Raw genomic sequence first — 22,050 nt, forward strand, 5'->3', positions numbered from 1 at the left:
GCAAGGCCGTGAAGTTATGGGCTGATCGGTGGTTGCAAGATGTTGATGCTGAGGGTGGCCGTGTAGGTGCGTCGGTCGACCCTGAGGCTTTTGTACGCGTATCGGGACAGGGGCCGTTTCACTGTGCGGGGGCTGACGCGGAGGCGGCGGGTGGGCATGAGTTGGTCCAGGACGGCTCGGCCGATCGTTCCGACGAGGTCGATCACGGTGTCGGCGATGATGCCCGCGGCCTGGACGATCTGATCGCGGGCGCATCGGAGCGCGATGCTGAAACTGCCCCGGTCCGGGTCCGCTCCGGGTGTGGTCCCGGTGGCGTCGGCGATCGCGATCCGCAGGACCTGGTAGGCACTCAGCAGGGAGTAAACCTCCTGGGCGATGCCGGCCCAGGTCTTCGAGCGCAGGACCCGTCGGCCCAGCATCGACTTCTTGATCGCGAAGTAGGCGGACTCCACTTCCCATCGCTCGTGATACAGGCTGACCAGGTCGGATGCCGGGTATCGGTGGTGGTCAAGGAGGTTGGTGGCCAGTCGGTAGAGCCCGGTCTGACGGCCCTGGCTGGTGGTGATGGTGATCTCGCACTCGATGATGCGGACCTCGGTGCTGCCGAAGCGGGAGAGGTAGGAGCCGTCGTCGAAGCGGGCCAGGACCGGGGGCTTGCGGGCGGCCGAAACACGAGCCAGGAAGGCGGCCTCGGTGGCGGCGACAGCGGCCAGGAACGTATTGCTGGAGAAGCCCCGGTCCAGCAGGACGATCATTCCGGCGTGAAGGGAGCGCGTCAGTCGCTTGCCGTAGACGGTCTCGCCGCTGGACCGGGGCCCGAAGGCGGCGTCCAGGACCGCCCGGGTGCCGCAGGCCACCAGCGCGGTCAGGCAGATCTGCGGGTAGCCGGAGGCCGCGTACTGGTTGGTGCCCTTGCCCAGGCGGGCCCGGTGCAGCGGACTGTCGGGGACGTCGAGGTAGGTGCCGTCGATCGCGACGGTCAGTAAGCCCTTGAAACGGGCGCCGACGGTACGGATCGCTGTGGCCGGCCCGCGCAGCCGGTCGAACAGGGCCCGCATGGGGCGGACACCGAGACGGGTCCGGGCGTCCCAGAGCGCCGTGCCGGTGACCTTCGCGACCGGTATCGCCTCCAGCGCGGCAGTGAGCTTGCGCCAGACGGCCAGGTAGCCGCAGTCCTCGAACAGGGCTGCGGCCAGCAGCAGGTAGACCACCACCCGGGCGGGGATCTTCCGCAGTCGTTGCTGGACGGCACCGGTCTCGGTGAGGGCCGCATCGACCATCTCGAACGGGACGATCTGGGTGAGTTCCCCCAGGTGCCCGGGGGCGAACAAGCCCTTGGCTACCGTGATTTCACGCGTGATGACACACTGATCGGACAGCGGAGCCTCCGGTGCTGTGAACGGCTGTCTTGGTCGACTGCCAGTTCTACCGGGGCTCCGCTTCTCACGTCAGGACTCACCGCAAATCAGAGCGCGCTTGCCAACGCCCCCAGAGTCATAACTTCACGGCCTTGCCCTAAAGGGACGGGGCTTCTCGCTGAGCCGTGTGGGCGTTGCGACGGACCAGCCCGGCCCGCAGAACATTGAGTGCTCCCACTGTGTCGGCGTGCGCCGTGTGGCCGCACGACTGACAGTGGAAGGTCTCCTGTGTGAACCAATTCTCCTTGGAGACGTGCCCGCATGCGGGGCAGGTCCGGGAGGTGTTGCGGGGGTCCACGGCGATCACTTCCCGTCCGGCGCTTTCGGCCTTGGCGTGCAGGATCGTCAGGAACACCCCCATCCGGCGTCGGCAATGCTGCGCAGCTCGGCCTCCTTGGCTGCGCTGCCCGGCAGCCGCAAGCCCGCAAGCTCCAGCGACCTACGTGTCAGCAAGTAGATCCATGACCACCGCATGAACCTCGATCATCCGCGGGCCGACACCGCTCCCGCAGAGAAATGCTCCAGCTCAGCGGCTCGAACCCGAGTTTTCACGCGGGACACGTTCCAGGCGTGCTGCGTCTGCACCAAGTCGTCAGGGAAGCAGGTCGCACCCATACCGGTATGAGATTGCTTGCTCGAATTCGGTGTCGACTCGGACGCTGCCGATCGTGCTGACCAGCCGTGGTTGTCCAGTGCCGGCGAAGCCCGATCGATTGCCATCGAGCATTGACGATCAGTAGGTTCGTGCCGTCGAAGCTTGAGCGGTATGGCGTTCTGGTGTGCCGGGGGCAGGGGGACTTGCGGATGCGTACGCGGATCTCGGAGCCTTCGACCCGGGCTTTCCGCAAGAGGCCGGACAGGTTCGGTGGTCGCTCGCGGTTTGCTGTGGTGTCCGCCGCTCTGCGCCGCCGCGCTGCCGCGGGCCTGCTCGCCATCGTGGTCGTGGTGGCCGCAGGGGCCGGGTGCGATGTCATCGAGGGCTCGGGCTCGGGTCCGTCCGCATCGGCCGAGGGCGGTGAGGCGACCCGCCGGGCCGAGGCCAGGGCGACGAACCCGCCACCGGGACTGCCCGCGGCCTTCACCGTCGGCCAGCGGCTCGACTGGTCGGCCTGCCCGGCACCGTCCGCGGCGCAGGGTGACGGTGACGTCCCGGGCGACGGCTGGGAGTGCGCCACGATGAAGGCGCCGTTGGACTACCGGCGGCCCGGCCGCGGCACGATCGACGTCGCCATGATCCGGAAAAGGACCACCGGAGGGGAGCGGAAGCGGATCGGGTCGCTCCTCCTCAACTTCGGAGGCCCCGGCCAGTCCGGCGTCATGGGGCTCCCCAAGTACGCGGGCGACTACGCCACGCTGGGCGAGCGCTACGACCTGGTCAGCTTCGATCCGCGAGGTGTCGGCAGGACCGCCCCCGTCAACTGCGGGGAGAAGAAGTTCGAGGGCAGCGACGCCTGCGAGAAGCACTCCGGTGGGCTCCTGCCGTACGTCGGCACCTCGCAGACGGCGCGCGATCTGGACCTGATGCGCTATCTCCTTGGTGACGAGAAGCTGAACTACTTCGGCGTCTCCTACGGCACCGAACTGGGTGGCGTCTACGCCCACCTGTTCCCGAAGAACGTGGGCAGACTCGTGCTCGAAGCCCCCGTCGACCCGACGCAGGATCGCCTGCTGGACAACCTCAGTCAGGTCAAGGCCGTCCAGCTCGCCTTCGACCGCTTCGCGCAACACTGCGCGAGCACTTACGACGACTGCCCCACAGGCAGCGACCCCGGGCAGGCCGGCCAACGCGTCATCGAGGTGCTGGCGAAGCTCGAGAAAGAGCCCGCCCCCACCGACGGCGGCGAGAAACTCGACAAAGATCTCGCCGCTCACGCCATCGCGAACTACCTGGACCTCGGCGAAGAAGGCTGGGGGCCGCTGGTGAAGGCGCTCGGCGAGGTCATGGAGCGGGGCACCGGCAGCAAGCTGCTCCAGAGGGCGTACGACCACGCCCCAGGCGCCCGGGTCCGGCCCTGGGCCGGCGGCAGCGCCCGCAGCGAGACCTCGGGCGGCAACGGCGTGTCCGCCTTCGTCGCGATCACCTGCGCCGACTCCAGCCTGCGCCCCGGATTCACCAGAGCCGAGGAAATGATCAAGCGGACCGAGGCGGCCTCCCCCGTCTTCGGCGAGGCATGGTCCCCGGGCGTCTACCTCTGCTACGACTGGCCGTTCAAAGGCGAGCGCGTCACCCCCGACGTCAGTGCGGACGGCGCTTCCCCGATCCTCGTCGTCGCCAACACCGGCGACCCGACGACGCCGTACACAGGCGCCAAGCGCATGGCGGGCGAACTGGGCAAGGAGGTCGGCGTCCTGCTGACAGTGCGGGCCGAGGGCCACGGGTCCTACCCCCACAACCGCTGCGCGACCAGGGCCGTCAACACGTACCTCCTCGACGGCACGCCCCCCAGGCACGACACGACGTGCTGGTAATACGCCCCCTGGGGCACGAGCGCTTGCCCCGTTCCCCTGCAGGCATGCATCTACGGCATACCTCCCCACCGCGTAAGCACCCACCCGGATCAGCTCGGAGGACCTCTGGTCTGCTCAGGCTCCGGCGGCACGCACTCAAGCTCCGGCGGGGATGCCAGACGCAGGCCGCCTGAGCCCGGACAAGTCGGTCACGACCCGCATGCGGCAGGTGTCCCGTGACAACGGACCTGGACTGTTGCCACCGATCCCCGCCGGCACCGGCCCCCTGGGACGCGCTGATGGAATGGTGAGCCCCGGCTCCGGACGACGCGCCGCACTCGATCATTTCGTCGCAGGTCGAGTACTGCCTGCTGGCCGGCCCTGGCTGGTTCGTTCAGGATCCAGTGCAGTTCCCGTTGCCGAGGGGCCAAGCCTCGATGTCGCGGTAGTGGATCGGTCCACGGCTACGGCCGACGTTGCTGCCGACCAGGTGCAGGCGTTCGGCAGGCCATCGGCGGCCGGTGAATCCGGCGAACCCTTCGGCGATTTCTCCTGCCGAGGACCGGTCTCCCCGGCGGGCACGGGCCAATGTCAGATGTGGGCGCAGGGGCCGATCCTCGAAGGCGACACCGCAGCTCTTGACCGCTGTACGCACATCGGCGGCGAGCCTGTGCAGCTCGTCGAGGTCTCCGTCGATTCCGCTCCACAGCACCCGGTCGTCGAAGTTTCCGCTGCCGCGCAGTGCCAAAAAGAATGGTTGGCGGTCCGCTGCCAGGCCGGCGAGAGGCGGGCGCAGGAGCGGAACTGTCCCGGCCGGCAGCTCCCCGAGGAACGCCAGGGTGATGTGCCAGTCCTCAATGCGGTTCCACCGCATGTGAGGGTGTGTGTCATAGGCGGGGCGCAGCTCCCGGGCCAGTTCCTCTTTCGCGTGATCGGGCGGGGCGAGGGCGATGAACACGCGAACGGTCGCGGGCTGAGTCTGTTCGTTCACACCGGACTTCGTACCGCATCGGGGCAGTGGACACGGCCGCCGGCCCAGTGGGCCGGCGGCGGTCGGGGGGCGGGAACGGTCCCCCTGGGTCTTCAGCTTTCCGGGCCGGTGGTCGCGGGCTCCGAGAGCGGCGCCGCGTCGAGCAGGACGGCCGCGGCGGCGCGGGCGGTGGTGGAGGCCGACGGGTCGCGGTCCATCCGCGCGGAAAGTGCGGCGCCGTCGTAGAGCAGGTGCAGCTGGCGGGCCAGCCCCTCGGGGTCGGCGTACCCGGCCTCGGTGGCCAGTTCGGTGAACAGGCCGCGCACCCAGGCCCGGTAGTCGTCGGCCGCGCGGCTGATCGAGCTGTCGTCCGGCGCCTCGGCGGTGGCCCGTACGAACGCGCAGCCGTTGTACTGGGGGGCGGTGAAAGACTCGCCTTGTGCGTCGAAGACGCCGAGCAGGCGTTCGCGGGGGGTCCTGAAGCGGGTCAGGGTCCGCAGGATCCGGTCCTGGATGCGCGTCTTGCGGGATTCCAGGTAGGCGCAGACCAGGCTTTCCTTGTTCCCGAAGGTGTTGTAGAGGGATGCCTTGGCGACTCCGGCATGCTCGATGATGCGGTCGATGCCGACGGTTTGCACGCCCTCGCTGTAGAAGAGCTCGTTGGCGGCCTCGAGCAGGCGCTCCCGTGCGGACGGCTTCGTTGCGGTCCTGGTCGCCATGACGATCACCCCTTCAGACAGATCAGTCTATTCTAGCCGGAGACGCTTTGCGGCACCCGTGCGGTCTGTGGTGCGGGTGCGGCCTCGGAGATGGGACCGGCTGCCGTCCGGAGCGCTGCCACCGGCTCCGCGCGGCGGCCGCTGAGCAGCAGGCCGACCAGCGCAGCGGCCGTCAGCACGATGACGGCGCTGCCGTACTCCCGGGCGGTCTGCAGCAGCCCGCCTCCGTGCACGACCAGCACGCCGCCGATCACTGCGGGTACGCCCAGGCCCAGGTAGGACACCACGTACAGCAGGGACAGCACGCCGGCCCGCTCGTGCGGCTCCGTGTGCGGCATCACCATCCGGATGCCGCCCTGGAACCCGCTGCCGAAGCCGAAGCCGGCGATCGCGCTGCCCGCGAAGAACCCGGTCGCGGCGGCTGCGCCGCCGGTGCCCGGGCCGATGGACACCAGGGTGATCGCCACACCGGCAATGAGTGCGCCGGCGCCGAGCAGCATCACCGTGCGCGTCGAGGTACCGCGCAGCACCAGGACGGCCAGGCCCGCGGAACCGGCGAGCACGAACAGCGGCAGCCCGCCCCACACGACGGAGGTGGAGTGCACCAGGGTCCGGATGATGGCCGGGCCCAGCGCGCCGTAGAAGCCGGCCAGTGCCCACACCGCGAACAGTACGGGGGCGGCGATCGCCACCGGGGTGCGGACGGCCTTGGGCAGCTTGATCTCGGGGGCCATGCCGGCCAGCGCGCCCGGCTTGCGGCTCACCGTCTCGCGCAGAGCGAGTACACCGAGTGCCTGCAGGACAAATATGCCGAGCAGTACGAAGTAGACGAGGCGGGTGGGCACGGGCAGGTACTGCACGATCAGCCCGGAGACCAGGGCGCCGCCGGCGGTGCCCACCGCGGGCGCGAAGGAGTTCAGGAATCCTCCCCTGCGCGGGTCGATGTCGAGCATGCCGGCGCCGATCGCGCCGAGCGCGGCGCCGGTGCCCACGCCCTGGACGACACGGGCGGCCAGCAGTGCGTCCACCCCGCCGGCGGTGGCGAAGACGACCATTGCCGCGGCCTGCCCGGTCAGCGCCGCCAGCAGGACCGGCCGGCGGCCGACGTGGTCGGAGATCTTGCCGAGGACCAGGAGCGAGACCAGCACAGCGAGCGCGTAGACGCCGAAGACGGTGGTGGTGGTGATCGGCGAGAAGCCCCAGCGCTGCTGGTAGATCGCGTAGAGCGGGGTCGGGGCGCTGGATGCGGCCAGCAGCGACACGACGATCGAGGCGAGCAGGGCAAGGGAGGCAACGGTTCCCGGGCCCCGTCGTCGCCGGTGGGCGGCGTACGCAGGAGACCGTCGTACGGGGCTGTTCGCACGGGCGGCGTAGCGCGCAGTCGGTGTCAGACTCATGGGTCACCCTCAGGTTTAGACAGGTCTGTCTAGTACAGGAAAAAGACTAGACAGATCTGTCTGATCTGGTCAAGCAGAAGGTTCATTCCTCAGGTCACGCGGCTCTACCGAGCGGTCTGATCCTTTTGTTCACACTCCCCTCTTTGCGGCCGCAGGAGGTGTCGGTGGACGGGACGGGCCCGAGCCCCGGGGCACCCGGCGAGCGGGCCGCCGGCCTTGGGCGACGCCGCGAGACGCCGCGTGCGTGGGGCGGGGCCAACGACGCCGCGAGCCCGGGCGGCGGCACACCGGCCCTTTTGCGGCTCTCCTGCCGTATGTGTGGGTCATCCTGGGGCGGGTTGGCGGCCTGGCAGTGTGGGGCCGTCGCCTGCGAGGGTGAGCATGACGAGGGCGATGATGGCGTCGGCGGTGTGGAAGCCGAAGCCGCGTCGGATGATCAGGCGGGTTTTGGTGTCCGGGCGAACCGGCACGCCCAGCTGACGGTGGCCGCCTCCCACCTGCCCTGCCCGGCACGACAGCCGCGATCGGGAAGCCTTCCCTCGCCATCTCGTATGACGACGGAGCGACCTGGCAGCGGCCCGGGCTGGACCGGGACGGCAGCGGATGGCGAACGGCCCTGCACGCGCCGAAGTCCGCCGGCTTCGTCACCCTCCGGGTCACTGCCCGGGACGCTGCCGGCAACAGCGTCTCGCAGACGATCACCCGGGCCTTCGGCCTGCGCTGACGTCACCTGACACAGCACCTGGGTGTATTGCACGAGTGGTGTTGACACTCATGACGAAGGCCTCCGGTGCGGTGGAGATGTCCGGTCTCCACCGCACACGGAGGCCTTCGTGTGTGCCGTCATGCCGCCGGCAGTTCAACGAGCACCACCACCCGCGGGCCGGGTGACACGACGGACAGGAACCACCAGTCGCCGCCCTGGACCTGCAACCCGACGAACTACCGGCCCGCCTCGGCGACACCACAACCCGCCTCGCCGCCGCGTCCGCCGCACCCCCGGTGTCACGGCGCGCCGTGTGGCGCGGCCGGCCCACCGCTGGTCAGGCCAGGGCGAGGAAGAGCTTTTCGAGTTCCTCTTCCGACAGGGGAGGTGCGTCGGCGGCGCTCTCGGCGAGGCACTGTCGCATCCCGCCGGCCACGATCTTGAAGCCGGCCCGGTCCAGTGCCCGGGAGACGGCGGCGAGCTGAGTGACGACGTCCTTGCAGTCGCGTCCGGCCTCGATCATCGCGATGACGCCGGCCAGCTGCCCCTGTGCGCGCCGCAGCCGGTTCAGGACGGGCCCCACGGCCCCTTCTTCCACCTGCACGGGAGTCCTCCTTCGCCCGAACCCGAGCTTCCATAATACCCCAAGGGGTATACGTCAAGGCTTTCCCGCGGTCGCACGACGGCGTGCCTTCGGCTCCGGCCGACCTCGCACGTCCGGCGGCGCCGGCAGTTGCGAGTCGTGCGAGCGATGCCGTGTCCGCAGGTCCCGCCGCACGCGCGCGGCGGCGACGGCGAGCAGCGCGGTGCCGATCCCGGTCCAGGTGGCGGGATGGGTCCAAACAGCCGTGTCGAGCTGCTGGCCGAGGACGAAGAGGCCCATGACGACGACGAACCATCCGAAGGCCTTGCGCAGGGTGTCCTGGGGGATGCGTCCGGCGAACCGGGCGCCGAGGACGCTGCCGGCGACGGCCGCGGCGGTGATGGCCAGCGCGAGGCCCCAGTCGATCTGCACGCCCGAGAGGTGCCCGGCCAGGCCTGCGAAGGACTTCATGACGATGACCAGCAGGGATGTGCCGACCGCGATGCCCATGGGCAGTCCGCCGAGGATCGCGAGCGCGGGCACGACGAGGAATCCGCCGCCGGAACCCACCAGGCCCGTGACGGCGCCCACGATCAGGCCTTCGACGGCGATGTGCTTCAGCGGCAGGTCGAGGCGCTGCGGCTTGGGCCTGTCCTGCCGGCGGGGCTTTCGGAGCATGGCCGCCGCCGTGGCGAGCATCATCAGGGCGAAGGCGACGAGGAGCACGGTGCCGGGGATGTACTCGGCGACACGCCCTCCGCCGTACGCGCCGACCATGCTGAAAGCGCCGAAGAGGAGGCCGGTCCTCCATCGCACCCGGTGGGCGCGGGCGTGGGGGACCAGGGCGGCCAGACTGGTGACGCCGACGACGAACAGGGAGGTGGCGATGGCTTCCTTGGTGTCCTGTCCGGCGAGGTACACAAGGATCGGCACGGTCAGGATCGAACCGCCGCCGCCGAGGATGCCGAGGCTGACGCCGACGAACAGGGACGCCGCGACGACGAGGGCGGTCACGGCTTGCCCCGCAGTTCCGTGATGACGGTACGGATGTCGACGCGCGGCCCCTTGTTGTAGGGGAGCTTGGACAGCAGGACGCCCATGGCGCAGGAGTTGCTGAGGGCCGCGTACGTCAGGCCGGCGCCGACCGCCGTACCGATCAGGTGCGCGCCGGGGACGAAGACGCCTACCAGGCCGGTGGCCAGCACGATCGAACCGGCGACGAGCCGGACCTGACGCTCCATGTCCCACCGGTCGGCGCCGCGGTTCGCGGGTGCGCCCGTCATCTCCCAGGCGTTCATGCCGCCCTGAAGGACGCGGAGGTTCGGCAGGCCGGCTTCGGCGAGTGCCTGTTCCGCCTGGGCGGCGCGGGCTCCCGAGCGGCAGACGAGTACGACGTCCTCGTCGAGGTGGGTCAGCAGCTCGGCCCGGTGCTCGCGCAGGGTGTCGAGGGGCACGTTGTAGGCGCCGGGGATGTGAACTGTGCGGAACTCGCCCGGCGTGCGCACGTCCAGGACGCGAGGTGCACGGTCTTCCTCGACCAGCCGGTGGAGGACGGCCGGGGCGATCGACGAGGTCTGGGCGGCGTTCTCGGTCATGAAGGGATCCAATCGAAAAATACCCTGGGGGGTATATGTGGGTGAGTGAGGGGCCCGGGGCGGCCCGCGGGGGGGGGGGGGGCGCCCCTCCCCCGCGGGTATGCCGGGATGCTGTGGAAGGGAAGCGGTCAGGCGTTGGCGGGTTCGGCGGACAGGGCCCAGGCGGCGTAGCCGCCGAGGATGTCGGAGACGTCGGTGAAGCCGCGGTGGCGCAGCAGGCTCGCGGCGATCGAGGAGCGGTGGCCGCCCGCGCAGTGCAGGACGAGGGGCCGGTCGGTGGGGATCTCGTCCAGGCGGGTTGGCAGTTCACTCAGGGCGATGTGTGCGGCACCGTCGACGAATCCGTTCGCCTCGCGTTCGCCGCAGGTGCGGACGTCCACGATCAGCGGCGGGTTGTCTCCCGCCAGGGCGGCCCGCAGCTGCGCGGCCGTGAGTCGGCTCGCGGGGGTGACCTCCTCGGCCGTCTCCGTGAAGGCGTCCTCGGGGTTGCGCAGGTAGCCCGCCACGTGGTCGAAACCGATCCGGGCCAGGCGGGTGACGACCTCCTCCTCCCGGTTCTCCGGCGCGATGACGAGAAGTTCGCCGGAAGGATCGAGGACGGTGCCCGCCTGCTCGGCGAACCGGCCCTCGGCCGGCACGTTGACGGCACCGCGCAGGTGACCGGAGGCGAACTCCTGCGGCGATCGGGCGTCGACCACGACCGCGCCGCCCTTCCGCAGCTCGGCGAATTCCTCCAGCCGCAGCGGCCGAGGAGCGGCAACCCGGTCGTACAGCGGGCGCGCCTTGCGGTTCAGCTCGGCGTCGTAGGCGAAGTAGCCGGGCGCCGCGGCCTGGCCGGCGGTGACCAGGGCGACGAACTCGGCCTCGGTCATGGGGGCGCAGGCGTAGTTGGTGGCGCGCTGCTCGCCGATGGTGGACTGCTTCTCGGTGGAGAGGTTCTTGCCGCAGGCCGATCCGGCCCCGTGGGCGGGGAAGACGCGGACCTCGTCGGGCAGGGCCATCAGCTTGTTCTGGACGCTGTCGTGGAGCATCGCGCCGAGTTCATCCGCGGTCACCCCCACGGAGGCGAGCAGGTCCGGGCGGCCGACGTCCCCGATGAACAGCGCGTCACCGGTCAGCACCCCGTGGGCAACCGTGTCGTCGGCGTGCTCGTAGACCAGCACGCTGATCGACTCCGGCGTATGCCCGGGCGTCTCCAAGATCTCCAGGGTGACGTCGCCCAGGCTGACGCGGTCGCCTTCGGCGAGCTTGCGGATGGGGTACTCGGTCTCGGCGCGGTGACCGTAGCCGATCCAGGCCCCCGTGCGGTCGGCCATCTCCAAATGCCCGGCGACGAAGTCGGCGTGGAAGTGGGTGTTGATCACCCCGACCACGGTGAATCCGCGGGCCTCGGCGTCGGCGAGGTACTCCGAGACGTCCCGGCGCGGGTCCACGACCACGGCCTGCCCCGTCGTCTCGTCGGCGATCATGTACGACGCCTGGGAGAGGCAGTCGAGGTAGTACTGGCTGAAGAACACGGCAAACCCTTCGTTTGACGATGGCGTACCCGGCCGGGTACGGGGAAGATGACCGAAGTCGCAGGTCAGCACCCTGGGGCAGCTGGGGCTTCAGGCGGCTTCAGCCGCCGCGCCGCGGGCGACCGGGCAGCCGGCCCGGGCCCGTGCGGCGGTACCGCCCGCGACCGATACGGCGTCCACGCCGATGGCCTGAAGGTGTTCGGCGGCCCGGCCGCTGCGGTTGCCGCTCGCGCACATCACGTACACCGGCCGGTCGCTGGGCAGATCGTCCGCAACCGCACCGAGCGTGGACAGCGGCGCCAGCCGTGCACCCGGCACATGACCGGCCCGGTACTCGTCGGGCTCCCGGACGTCGATCACGAACGCGCCGTTCGCGAGTTTTGCCGCGAAGACATCCAGATCCACTTCACGCATGGAGACCCCTCGCTTCCAAATACCCCCATGGGTATCGACACCTCCGACCGTAGACAGGTCGGCGACACCAAGTCAAATACCCCCCTGGGTATCCTGGATCACGTCGGAAACCGCGGCTCATTAATACCCGTGGGGGTATGTTGGCCTGCGGATAGTCACACAGATGCGCTCCGGCCCGCAGATTCGCGGCCGATGAGCAGGAGGGATGCCATGGGCCACCGGACCGCTGCGGTCGCACCCGTGCACAGGCCGGTGCGGCTGGGGCTTCGGGAGAATTGGGCGCAGTTCACCCTGCTCGTCGCCGTCACCGTCTGCGTCGGCGCGCTCGTCGGCCTGGAGCGCACCACCGTCCCGCTCATCGGCGCCGAGGTCTTCGGCCTCACGAGCAACCTGGCCGTCTTCTCCTTCATCATCGCCTTCGGCCTCACCAAAGCCCTGACCAACCTTGCAGCCGGAGCGCTCACCGCCCGTTTCCGCCGCCGACAGCTCCTGCTGGCCGGCTGGCTGATCGGCATACCGGTGCCGTTCGTCCTCGCCTGGGGTCCGTCCTGGTGGTGGATCGTGGCCGCGAACGTCCTGCTGGGCGCCAATCAGGGCCTGACCTGGTCGATGACCGTGAACATGAAGATCGACCTCGTGGGGCCGGCCCGCCGGGGCCTGGCCACCGGCCTGAACGAGGCTGCCGGCTACGCAGCCGTCGGCGCAATGGCCCTGTTCACCGGCTACCTGGCCACCGCGCACGGCCTGCGGCCGGCGCCCGAGCTGATCGGCGTCATCTTCGTCGTCGCCGGGTTCGGCCTGTCGCTCCTGGCCCGGGACACCGCCGCCCATGTCGCCCTCGAACTCGCCCAGCACCCCGCCCCGACCGGGGAGGAACGAAAGGCGTCGTTCGCGACCACGTTCGCGCGCACCTCGTGGCGGGACCGTTCCCTGCGCGGCGCGAGCCAGGCGGGTCTGGTCAACAACCTCAACGACGGTCTGACCTGGGGTGTCTTCCCTCTGCTCTTCGCCGACCACGGCCTCGGTATCGCCGCCATCGGCCTGATCAAGGGCCTCTACCCGCTCCTGTGGGGCATCGGCCAGATCCCCGCGGGCCAACTCGCCGACCGGATCGGCCGCAAACCGTTCCTAAACAGTGTCCAGGAGTGAGCCTTGTACCCACGTCCCGGAACTGCGCGCATCCCGAACGGTTTTGGATGCGCTGGTCCCCCGCGTTCTCGTTGTCCCTGTCCGGCGACGCGCATCGTGTGCACGCTCCGCGACGGGGCGGCGGGTTTCCTCACGCCCTCGGTCACCATGATCGGCCTGGAGGGTCCGATGCCCAGCACCATCACTCTGGTGATGCTGGGGCGGTGCCGTCCGTCGCCGGATCGGGTGCCCGAGGGCGCGCCTGCCAATGGCCACCGAGGCGGCGTCATGGCGAGTCATGCTGCGAGTCTTGCTGATCAGGGGCTTGCGCCAGTGCTGGTCGCCCCACATCGAGGTGTATGCCGGGTCGACGGCGACGATCGCGATGCCGTGTTCGGCGGCCATGGAGACGATGCGGGCCTTGAGCTTGCCGGTAGGCATACCGCAGATGAGTTGCCGGAACCGCTTCTTGCGGCCGTGCTTCTCGCGGGTCTTCTCGGCGGCGAAGTCCAGGTTTTCGATGCCGATCGCCTGCGCGCCGGTCTGCTTGGTCCAGTGCAGGAGGCGGGTGAGGGCGTGCCGGATCTGGGCGTCGCGGTGGTCGGCGGTGCCGGACAGGTCGTAGTGGAAGCGGCGCGGGTCGCCGACCGGGTTGCCGTGCCGGTCGAGCCGGTAGGCGGCGAAGTGGTCGGCGTTCGTGTCGACGCCGACCATGCCCTTGGCGCGGGCGGTGGCCGGCGGCATCGTCTGCACGGCGGGCCTGGTCCACGAAGCGGTGAGATACCAGCGGCCCCGCTCAACGTGGTAGTGGATGCGGTAGGCGACGGCACGGTTGGCCTCGGTGCGGTCGCGCCACTCGTCCCCACGGTGCGCGAACGCGACCTTGGAGGCAAGAACGTACCGGCCATGCTTACTGTTGGCCAGGTGGGCGAGCGGGGCGGGCATCTTGATCGACACTTCGCCGTCAGGAGTGACGCGGATCGTCTCGTTCCCGAAGCGTTTTCCGGACTCGCCGTCCGCGGCGAGGAACCAGCGCCCAGCCTCCCAACGCTGACGCCACTCGCGCTCGGTGAGCTGCGCGGCCTGAAGGTTGTGCCGGTTCTTGAGCAGCCGCCGGCCGCCGCGAACGACACGGACATGTCCGGTCTTCCAGTCGTCGCGGGCCACGTCGAGGCGGTGTTCCAGGGTGGCCAGGCGGCGGGACTTGTGGAACCACTCGCCCTTGGACCGGTACCCGCCCGGCCCCCGCTTGCTGCCTTTCTCCCCGATCGGGAGGGACAGGCGGTGTCGCAGCGTGCGGATACCGGCCTCAAGGTTGTGGACATGGGCGAGCAGGCAGCGTCGGGCCAGGCCGTACTGGTCATGCGTAGCCTTCGTGATCGCACCCGCGATACGCGACGACGACTGCTCGGTCAGGTCACGCTTGCGGGACGCCCACGCGTCGTTGTCGTGCTTGTGCCCGGCTTCGCAACGGGCCTTGAGGTCGAGGGAGGCCAGGCGGCCCTGGTGCTCGCCGACCAGACGCAACACCTTCTCGTCCTTTGGTGTGAGGTGCTTGAGGCGGTCGCGTAACGCCACACCGGACGGGCCGACAGCAACGAACGGCAAGTCGATGGTACGGAGCTGCTTCTTCTTGTCAGCCATCGGCAGCCGCCGCTTCCAGTGCCTTCCTGGCACGGTTCTTCGCACCGCGGCGGCCGTACAGGCGAGCACAGAACGAGGTCAGAACCTCCACCATGTCGCGCACCAGGTCGTCTTCGACCTCGCCGTCATCCAGCACAACGAGTCGACGGCCGGTTGCAGCCAGAGCGGCCTCAACGAGTTCGACGTTCATACGGCCCAACCGGTCTTTGCGCTCCACCACTACCGTGGTCACCGCCGGGTCGGCCAGCAGGCGACGGGCCTTGGCGCGGGCGCCGTTCATGCCCGAAGCGATCTCGGATTCGACGCGCACGACCTTATGCCCGGCCTTCGCGGCCCATGCCGACAAGCGTGCGGTCTGCCGCTCCAGATCGGCCTTCTGGTCATGGAAGGAGACGCGGGCGTACAGGCCCACGCCACCGGTCACGGACGGTGAGGTGTTCGCGTCGATGTTCACCAGGATCGTGCGCGGCCCCACTCGCTCCGCAGGGACCGGCAGCGTGCCCTCACGGAACCAGCGGTACGCAGTACGCGGGGCGACCCCCTGTGCGCGTGCCCATTCCGTCAGGTTCATACACCAGATCATACGACACTCCTGACACCTGAAGGACACTCATGGACACTTAGTCGAGAGCAGTTCCTGACCCCTCATCGTCACCGGCATGCTCGTCCAGGCCGCAGGTCTCCTCCTCGCGTTGGCGATCCTCGACCGCCCCCTTCTCGCCGGCATCCTCTCCGCCGTGGCCCTGGGCCTTGGCACCGCGATGGTCTACCCGGCGCTCATCGCCTCCGTCTCCGACCACGCCCACCCCACCTGGCGCGCCAACGCGCTGGGCACCTACCGCTTCTGGCGCGACATCGGCTACGCGGCCGGAGCCCTCGTCGCGGGCCTCCTCGCCGACACGCTCGGCCTGAACGCCACCGTCCTCACCGCCGCCGGCCTCACCGCGGTGTCCGGGGTACTCGCCGCCCGCTGGATCACCGGCCGCCCAGGCCACTGACACCAGCAGGCCCGTCGAATGCAGGGCTCAGAAACAGCTCCTGACGCCGATCTGCCCCCGGGCTGCCTCTTTTCGCTGAGACGCGGCCCGCCGCACCTCGGCCCCGGCGGTCTCGACGGCCCTGCGCCAGATCCTCCGCTCCGCGCGGGTCGAACCATCCGACGGCGGGAGCCTGCACAGACATGGCAGACCGCGCCATCGGCGTCGACGAGCTACTCCCCTGCCTCCGGGTGCGCCTCGCGCCAGGCGGCCACCGCCCGGTTCCAGTCGTCTCCGGTCAACGCGGTGAGCGCGGCGGGGAAGAGCCCGTCCTCCTCCTTGGCGATGTGCCGGTACAGCTCGTCCACGGCGTCGAGAAACCTCCGGCGGTCGTCCGGATCACCGAGGTCGGCCGCGGCCAGCAACTGGTCCAGTTCACGGTGTTCGCGTTCGAGGTTCGCGATGTACGCCGCGTACTCGGCGTCCTGCCGCATCACCGCGAACAGGCCGTTCTCCTCGCCGCGCCAGTGCGCCCGAAGCACTTCGGCCATGCCGCGCAGCAGACCCTGGGCCGCGGCGGTCTCGCCTCGTGCCGGCGCCCGGACCGCGCTCCCCGCGAGGTCGGTCGCCGTCTCGTGCTCGACGATGAGGTCCTTGATCAAGGAGATCTCGCGGCAGCCGCAGTAGTGACACACCCGGAAACCGCCCTTGCTCAGGAGCCGATGCGCCACCACCCAGGACGCAGCGGACGCGGGCCCAGGCGTCACGGCTCGCGGCGGCGGCAGACGATGCCGGGGTGGAACGCTACTGCAGCGGGGCGCTGAACATGTGCACCAGCCGCGTGAAGGACCTGGGACGCCTGGATCGGGGAGAAGCCGGCGATCCGGTCCGGGCCATGGGCCCCCAGGGAACCCTTGGCCCCTGGGGCGGCCGGCAAGCTCGCCCGCCCCAGGGGCCAAGGGCCCGCGACGGGCCGCGTCGCTGTCAGGACTGGGCCAGACGCTGGAACATGGCTTCGATCTGGGCCTGGTTGGCGATCAGGGGCAGAGTGTCGAAGTACAGCTCCCACTCGCCCGCCGGACCGAAGCGCTCCACGATCCCGAAGGGGACGTTCGTGCCCTTCGTACTGGTGACGGTGCCGTGCCACTCCACGAAGGTGTGCGTGCGACCGAACGCGACCTGGCCCGGCTTCAGCCGGACGTCGGCGTGGTCGAAGAGCCGGCGGAGATAGGCCGCCTTGCCGTCGGCGGTCCTGAGGGGCGCGGCGAGGCCGGGTGCGGTCAGGCGGCCGTGTCCGGCGCCGCCGACGAGAGCGTCGACGTCCTCGGTGTTCCAGGCCGCGAGCCGCGCCGTGATGTCCCCGGCGCGGAAGGGGCGCGGCGCGGGACCCCGGCCGGCGTCGGCCGCCGGGCCCGTGTCCGCGTCCGGACCCGTGTCCGCGACACCCTCGAACAGGTTGCGCAGCTCCGGGGCGGCGGAGCGGAACACGGTGTACCGGTCGTATTGACTTCCGCTCCCTGCCCTAATGGGCGGGGGTTCCTACCACGGTCGTCTGACCGTCTCGGTGGGTTCCTGCTTCACCGCGCTGTGCCGGTACGAGTACCGGTCTTACCTGCGCTCCACAGGCTGACACCGCCAGTCTGGCGGCCTTGGCGACGTTGACCGCCGCGTTGATGTCCCGGTCGAGGACAGTCTCGCAGGCCGCGCAGGTCCATACGCGGATGTGCAGGGGCTTGGGGCCGTCCTTGACGCCGCAGGCCGAACAGACCTGAGAGGTGGGCTCGAAGCGTCCGATTCGGAAGAACTGCCGCCCGTGCAGCGCGGCCTTGTACTCCAGCATCGCGACGAAGGCGGACCATCCGGCGTCGTGCACCGACTTGGCCATGCGTGTGCGCGCGAGTCCTCTGACCGCCAGGTCTTCCACTGCCACCGCTTGGTTCTCGCGAATGATCCGTGTGGAGAGCTGGTGGTGAAACTCGCGCCGCGCGTCGGCCACCTGTGAGTGAGCGCGGGCAACCTTGATACGGGCCTTGTCCCGGTTGTTGCTGCCCTTGGTCTTACGGGACAGGCGTCGCTGTTCCCGCTTGAGTTTCCTCTCCGCCCGGCGCAGGAAGCGCGGGGCGGAGATCTTCGTGCCGTCGGAGAGGACCGCGAAGTGTCCAAGACCGAGGTCGATGCCGACGACCGGTTCCACGCCGGGCAGCGTCCGGGGAGCGGTCTCGACGACGAAGGACGCGAAGTACCTGCCGGCCGCGTCCTTGACCACGGTCACCGTGGACGGGACCGAAGGCAGAGCGCGGGACCACTTCACCCGCACATCACCGATCTTCGGCAACGACAGGTCCCCGCCGGGGGCGATCTTCCACCGGGCGTTCGCGGTGAAACGGATCGAGTGCCGGTTGTCCTTGCGGGACTTGAAACGCGGTTCGGCGATCTTCGGCCCCTTGCGGGTGCCGTGCATCGACGCGAAGAAGTTCGAGTACGCGGTGTCCAGGTCCCGGAGGGACTGTTGCAGCACCACGGCGGATACTTCGGCGAGCCATGCCCGCTCGGGGGTCCTCTTCGCCTCGGTGATGACCTGCTTGGACAGGTCCCCGATCTTTGGATACGACCTGCCCTGTTCGTGGGCATCCTTGCGGGCGCGCAACGCGTCGTTGAACACGACGCGGGCGCACCCGAACGCCTGGGCCAGCGCGGCGCGCTGAGGACCGTTCGGATACAGGCGGAAGCTGTACCGAAGCTGCATGTCAATCACCATACATACTTGGGTTATGGCTGACATGCAGAACATCAGGACTGGTCGTCTCTGCACTTTCGCCCTCCACGCGCACTTGGTCTTCGTGACGAAGTACCGGCACAAGGTCTTCACCGACGCACACCTCAAGCGGATGGAGGAGATCATGCGCGCGGTGTGTACGGACTTCGAATGCGAGCTGGCCGACTTCAACGGCGAGAACAACCATGTGCACCTGCTCGTGAACTTCCCGCCCAAGGTTGCCCTGTCCAAACTGGTCAACTCCCTCAAGGGCGTCTCCTCCCGCAGGCTCCGTCAGGAGTACCCCGAACTGGTCCGGCACTACTGGCGGGCACAGCGCCTGTGGTCCGGCTCCTACTTCGCCGGATCAGCCGGCGGAGCTCCGCTGTCAATAGTCCGTCAGTACATCGAGCAGCAGAATCGTCCGCTATGACCTGCGGGTCACAGCACTTCTCAGAATCGCTTCACCACCGGGTTGAAGCCCGATGCACTGCGATCAATCCCGGTAGCAGCGCGATCCCGCTGCCCGGCGGGTCCGGCACCCCCGGACCTGCCGGGCAGCAGCAACGCACCCTGCATCGACGCCGTGACCGCCACCAGCTGCTGATCACCCGGAACGGGGGCCGTCAGATGCGACGGCCCCGGCCTCGAACCGTCAGGGTCCCGGATGGCGTGCCGCGCCCAGCAGCTGCGCTTCCCGGCAACGCCATAGGGGGCGGCGGGCGCTGGGCCGCTGGTACGACATGGCGCTGGTCGCCGATGGCTGGCCCTACCACGTCCGTGCGGCCCGACTCCAGCGATATTGCCTCACCAAAGTGGTCGATTGCCCCATACACATGCGAACCTCTGTCGCATCTGTTTCCTCGGCCGGAATGTCCGCGCGTTGCCGCGGCCGAGGTGAACTTCGCCCCGCCCCCGTTCGATCGATGAGGGAAGTGGTGACCGCCGTGGTCATGGAGCAGAGCAGGTCCACCGGGAGAACGTCTGCTGTGGCACGGTCACGGGCTCGGCTCGGTGCGGCCGTGGCGGTGGTTCTCATCCTGTCGCCTTTTGGAGCGTGGTTGTTGGCGCTCGCGGACCTGGTGCCTGCCGGTGCGTCCGTCGTCTGTGCGCTAACCGGTGGGCTCGCGGGTTTCGTCCTGCTTGCGGAGCTGTGCCAGGAAACCCGGTTGATCCGTTGCTCGATGTCACGCGTGACCGTCCGCACGCTGACCGGGCAGCGATCCGTGGACCTCACGCGTATCAAGGACGTCCGGCTGCTCACCGGTTTCAGCTACGGCAGCGCTTCCCGCACGGTCGTGGTGCGTGACCGGGACGGTGTACGCGTCGGCCTCACCTCAGCCAGGAGCCGGCGAGCCCTTGTGCGTGCGTTGGAAGGGGCACGCGGCGGCCTGGAAGGCGGGCCGCGCGTCAGCCCGGCCGCACGGGCTCATCTCGGCTTCGGGGTTGCCTGGCATCGGACCGTGCACACCGCGCTCAGTTTCCTTGTGCTGGTGACGTCCCTCTCTCTGTACATCGCGGTCGTCCTGAAACTCGCGGGCTTTTAGAACTCCCAGCGAAATGATCTTCGGGGTGATGGGATCACTCCGGGACTGACGATCCAGGGGTGGGGGGTGGGTCGGGCCGAAGCCGTGAGAAGTCGATGACGAGTTGTGGGCGGTGATCGAGCCGCTGCTGCCGAAGGCGAGCGCCGGACCCGGCATCCCGGGCGCAGGCGGTATACGGACCGGCTGGTCTTCCAGGGCATCCTGTTCGTGCTGCATCCCGGGATCGCCTGGAACACCTGCCGCAGGAACTCGGTTCCGGCTCGGGCATGACGTGCTGGCGCCGCCCGGCCGAGTGGAGCGAGGCCGGTGTGTGGCCCCGTCTGCACGAGGTGCTCCTGGCGAAGCTGCGGGGCGCGAACGCCCTGGAGTTCTCCGGGGCGGCGGTCGGCGGCTCCCATGTCCGGGCGTCAAAAGGGGCTCCACGACGGGACGGAGCCCTGTTGACCGGGGCAGGACCGGCAGCAAGCACCCTCTGATCACCGACGCCACCGGCATCCCGCTCGCCGCCACCCTGACCTGCGGCAACCGCAACGACGTCGCCCAGCTCATCCCCCTGCTCGAAGCAGTGCCACCGGTGCGGGGCAAACGCGGCCGGCCCACGCGCCGCCCCGACGCGGTGCTGGGCGACCGCGGCTACGACCACAACAAGTACCGCCGCCTCGTGTGGACAGGTGTGGCACGCCGGGTGTGACACCTCGGGCATGGCGAGGGGCCCGCAGCAGCAGCTGTGAGCATGCAACGGCGGTGACCTGGGCGGGCGATGGGGAACGCTGATCCCGGAGGCAAACTGCTGAGCCACGGCGCAGGTCGCCTCGCAGGGGTCTGCCGCGCCGGACTCCTCACGCTGTTGCCGGTGTCTGCTGGTGAGAAGTGGGGGCCGACGGGTGACGCCTGCTTGCGTCACCGTTTCTGAGCCGGGGCGGGCCTCAGAACGACGCTTCCTCACCCGCCAGCAGTGCCAGTCCGAGCGGGGTCAGGCTGTGCAGGACGGACGGGCCCGTCCGGGCGGTGTCCACCAGTCCGGCGTTCCGCAGAACGGTGGCGTGCTGGCTGGCCGTTGCCAGGGAGATCCCGACACGCTCGGCGAGCTCGGTCGTGGTGGCCGGGACGCGTAGAACGGCGAGCACAGCTGCCCTTGTCCGGCCCAGCAGTGGTCCCAGCACGTCGAACGAGAAGGCCGGCTCCTCGGCGAGAAGCATCGGATGGACCAGGACCGTCGGCTTCTCCGGCCGGTACATCACCAGGGCGCTCACCGCGAACCAGGACGGTACGAGCAGCAGTCCGCGGCCGCACAGTGGGATGTCGTGCCGGGACGTCGACGGGAGGGTCAGTACGGGCGCCTGCCAGCTCCATGTGGGGCTGAGCGTGGTGAGCAGGGCGTCGACCCCGCCGCGTAGCAGCATCTCGGCGCGCACCGCCCGGTCGGCCATGGCGTCGGCCCTCACCCGTGGCCACAGCGGGGCGACCGTTGAGGTGAAGTACGCCTGGAGGTCGCGCTGCAGGGCCCGCCGTGCCGCCGGTAAGCCGTTCGCGAGCTCTCGCGCCCACCGGCTCGGCTGCTCCAGGGAACCGTTCCACCCGGGTGTGTCCGCCAGGCCCAGGTCCAGGGCCAGTTGTTCGGCGGAAGTTGCGGTGACGAGGTCGAGTGCGGTGGCGAAGTCCCGGGCCGTCGGCTGTTGAAGGAAGTCCGGCAGAAATCCGTTGCGGGGAACCAGGTCGAGCAGGACACCGGGCCGGGGGCGGGTCTCCTGCATCGCTTTGTGCCACTGGCTGAGGGCGGGGCGCGTGGGGCCCCCGGTGGCCGTCCCGCCCCGCAGACGTCGCACGCTGAGCGCCGTTTCCAGCAGGGCGTCGGGAGCCTGGGCCACCGTGACCCGGCGCAGGTCGGCGTCGGTGAAGTGTAAGCGGATCACGCCGCCTGATTATCGGCCCGGCCACGCCTTTGCGCGAGGGCCGAAAGGCGTGGCCGGATCACGTATCGGCCAGGCTCCCGTGCGGCACGCCGGTCCACGAACTCCTGGAGGTCCCAACGATGCGCGCCACCTCACGATTCCTCTGTCTCCTCGCTGCCGTCCTCGCGGCCGTCTTCGGCGGTACTCCCGAGCGGGCCGTCGCCCGCCCGCTGCCTCGCACCTACGTCGTCTCCGACACCGTTCCTAACCAGTGTTGCCCGGCGGGGAGGACCGGTTGGACCGGCCACGCCCGCAGCCCGACCGGTCCGACCGGCATCGG

Annotated in this window: 21 protein-coding genes and 2 pseudogenes; 6 read left to right on the forward strand and 17 right to left on the reverse strand. The window is 69.6% G+C overall.

Translation table 11 applies throughout. The features are described from left to right. Positions 1-14: 14 nt before the first annotated feature. Together OG395_RS02515 and OG395_RS02520 are read right to left on the reverse strand one after the other, a co-directional pair. A complete protein-coding gene (locus OG395_RS02515) occupies positions 15-1,331 on the reverse strand; it encodes an IS4 family transposase (RefSeq protein WP_327241393.1) in 1,317 nt (438 codons plus the stop codon). A gap of 184 nt (positions 1,332-1,515) precedes the next feature. Next, a pseudogene (locus OG395_RS02520) lies at positions 1,516-1,850 on the reverse strand (RNA-guided endonuclease InsQ/TnpB family protein); the annotation flags it as partial. A gap of 456 nt (positions 1,851-2,306) precedes the next feature. On the opposite strand from OG395_RS02520, the gene OG395_RS02525 reads away from it, so the two are divergent. Beyond that, positions 2,307-3,887, forward strand: coding sequence for an alpha/beta hydrolase (locus OG395_RS02525; RefSeq protein ID WP_327241394.1), 1,581 nt, complete (start codon positions 2,307-2,309; stop codon positions 3,885-3,887). Positions 3,888-4,260: 373 nt separating this feature from the next. On the opposite strand, the gene thpR is transcribed toward OG395_RS02525, so the two are convergent. The 9 genes from thpR to OG395_RS02570 all read right to left on the reverse strand — a co-directional run bounded on the left by thpR (position 4,261) and on the right by OG395_RS02570 (position 11,767). Next, the gene (thpR, locus tag OG395_RS02530) at positions 4,261-4,857 is read right to left on the reverse strand and encodes an RNA 2',3'-cyclic phosphodiesterase (RefSeq protein WP_327241395.1); all 597 of its coding nucleotides are present in this window, start codon (positions 4,855-4,857) and stop codon (positions 4,261-4,263) included. 92 nt (positions 4,858-4,949) lie between these two features. After that, positions 4,950-5,555 (reverse strand): TetR/AcrR family transcriptional regulator, encoded by a 606-nt coding sequence (locus OG395_RS02535; RefSeq protein WP_327241396.1) that lies wholly within the window; start codon positions 5,553-5,555, stop codon positions 4,950-4,952. A gap of 32 nt (positions 5,556-5,587) precedes the next feature. Continuing rightward, on the reverse strand, positions 5,588-6,952 hold the full coding sequence (locus OG395_RS02540; RefSeq protein ID WP_327241397.1) for an MFS transporter: 1,365 nt from the start codon (positions 6,950-6,952) through the stop codon (positions 5,588-5,590). Between the two features lie 323 nt (positions 6,953-7,275). Continuing rightward, positions 7,276-7,422, reverse strand: a complete 147-nt coding sequence (locus OG395_RS02545; RefSeq protein WP_327241398.1) for a hypothetical protein — start codon at positions 7,420-7,422, stop codon at positions 7,276-7,278. A 573-nt stretch (positions 7,423-7,995) separates the two neighbouring features. Beyond that, the gene (locus OG395_RS02550; protein ID WP_327241399.1) at positions 7,996-8,262 is read right to left on the reverse strand and encodes a metal-sensitive transcriptional regulator; all 267 of its coding nucleotides are present in this window, start codon (positions 8,260-8,262) and stop codon (positions 7,996-7,998) included. Between the two features lie 54 nt (positions 8,263-8,316). After that, positions 8,317-9,255, reverse strand: a complete 939-nt coding sequence (locus tag OG395_RS02555; RefSeq protein ID WP_327241400.1) for a sulfite exporter TauE/SafE family protein — start codon at positions 9,253-9,255, stop codon at positions 8,317-8,319. Then, the gene (locus OG395_RS02560) at positions 9,252-9,836 is read right to left on the reverse strand and encodes a rhodanese-like domain-containing protein (protein WP_327241401.1); all 585 of its coding nucleotides are present in this window, start codon (positions 9,834-9,836) and stop codon (positions 9,252-9,254) included. Before OG395_RS02560 ends, OG395_RS02555 begins: the two co-directional genes overlap by 4 nt. Before the next feature lie 128 nt (positions 9,837-9,964). After that, positions 9,965-11,353 carry an MBL fold metallo-hydrolase gene (locus tag OG395_RS02565; protein WP_327241402.1) on the reverse strand — a complete coding sequence of 463 codons (1,389 nt, stop codon included), beginning with the start codon at positions 11,351-11,353 and terminating at the stop codon, positions 9,965-9,967. A 90-nt stretch (positions 11,354-11,443) separates the two neighbouring features. Continuing rightward, a complete protein-coding gene (locus OG395_RS02570) occupies positions 11,444-11,767 on the reverse strand; it encodes a rhodanese-like domain-containing protein (RefSeq protein WP_327241403.1) in 324 nt (107 codons plus the stop codon). A gap of 210 nt (positions 11,768-11,977) precedes the next feature. On the opposite strand from OG395_RS02570, the gene OG395_RS02575 reads away from it, so the two are divergent. After that, on the forward strand, positions 11,978-12,916 hold the full coding sequence (locus OG395_RS02575; RefSeq protein ID WP_327241404.1) for an MFS transporter: 939 nt from the start codon (positions 11,978-11,980) through the stop codon (positions 12,914-12,916). On the opposite strand, the gene OG395_RS02580 is transcribed toward OG395_RS02575, so the two are convergent. Both OG395_RS02580 and OG395_RS02585 read right to left on the reverse strand, forming a co-directional pair. Further along, a complete protein-coding gene (locus tag OG395_RS02580; protein ID WP_327241405.1) occupies positions 12,896-14,539 on the reverse strand; it encodes a transposase in 1,644 nt (547 codons plus the stop codon). The two genes, OG395_RS02575 and OG395_RS02580, sit on opposite strands and share 21 nt — an antisense overlap. Further along, a complete protein-coding gene (locus OG395_RS02585) occupies positions 14,532-15,110 on the reverse strand; it encodes an IS607 family transposase (RefSeq protein WP_327241406.1) in 579 nt (192 codons plus the stop codon). Before OG395_RS02585 ends, OG395_RS02580 begins: the two co-directional genes overlap by 8 nt. Positions 15,111-15,186: 76 nt before the next feature. Here OG395_RS02585 and OG395_RS02590 point away from each other — a divergent pair, with 76 nt between their 5' ends. Continuing rightward, positions 15,187-15,537, forward strand: coding sequence for an MFS transporter (locus OG395_RS02590; RefSeq protein ID WP_327249235.1), 351 nt, complete (start codon positions 15,187-15,189; stop codon positions 15,535-15,537). Positions 15,538-15,749: 212 nt separating this feature from the next. Here the strand turns inward: OG395_RS02590 and OG395_RS02595 are convergent, their stop codons facing one another. The 3 genes from OG395_RS02595 to OG395_RS02605 all read right to left on the reverse strand — a co-directional run bounded on the left by OG395_RS02595 (position 15,750) and on the right by OG395_RS02605 (position 18,262). After that, a complete protein-coding gene (locus tag OG395_RS02595; RefSeq protein ID WP_327241407.1) occupies positions 15,750-16,247 on the reverse strand; it encodes a hemerythrin domain-containing protein in 498 nt (165 codons plus the stop codon). A 253-nt stretch (positions 16,248-16,500) separates the two neighbouring features. Further along, the gene (locus OG395_RS02600; protein ID WP_327241408.1) at positions 16,501-17,004 is read right to left on the reverse strand and encodes a hypothetical protein; all 504 of its coding nucleotides are present in this window, start codon (positions 17,002-17,004) and stop codon (positions 16,501-16,503) included. A gap of 34 nt (positions 17,005-17,038) precedes the next feature. Continuing rightward, positions 17,039-18,262 (reverse strand): RNA-guided endonuclease InsQ/TnpB family protein, encoded by a 1,224-nt coding sequence (locus OG395_RS02605; RefSeq protein WP_327241409.1) that lies wholly within the window; start codon positions 18,260-18,262, stop codon positions 17,039-17,041. Positions 18,263-18,287: 25 nt separating this feature from the next. Between OG395_RS02605 and tnpA the strand changes: the two genes are divergently transcribed. The 3 genes and pseudogenes from tnpA to OG395_RS02620 form a co-directional block, all read left to right on the forward strand. Then, the gene (gene tnpA, locus OG395_RS02610; protein WP_327241410.1) at positions 18,288-18,704 is read left to right on the forward strand and encodes an IS200/IS605 family transposase; all 417 of its coding nucleotides are present in this window, start codon (positions 18,288-18,290) and stop codon (positions 18,702-18,704) included. Positions 18,705-19,464: 760 nt separating this feature from the next. Next, entirely contained in the window at positions 19,465-19,818 is a 354-nt protein-coding gene (locus OG395_RS02615; protein ID WP_327241411.1) for a hypothetical protein, read from the forward strand. 103 nt (positions 19,819-19,921) lie between these two features. Beyond that, positions 19,922-20,476 (forward strand): annotated as a pseudogene (locus tag OG395_RS02620) (IS5 family transposase); the annotation flags it as partial. Positions 20,477-20,744: 268 nt separating this feature from the next. Here OG395_RS02620 and OG395_RS02625 read toward each other — a convergent pair. Then, the gene (locus OG395_RS02625; RefSeq protein ID WP_327241412.1) at positions 20,745-21,731 is read right to left on the reverse strand and encodes a winged helix-turn-helix domain-containing protein; all 987 of its coding nucleotides are present in this window, start codon (positions 21,729-21,731) and stop codon (positions 20,745-20,747) included. Positions 21,732-22,050 lie beyond the last annotated feature (319 nt).

The organism is Streptomyces sp. NBC_01320 (assembly GCF_035974375.1).
Classification (GTDB): Bacteria; Actinomycetota; Actinomycetes; order Streptomycetales; family Streptomycetaceae; genus Streptomyces; species Streptomyces yanii.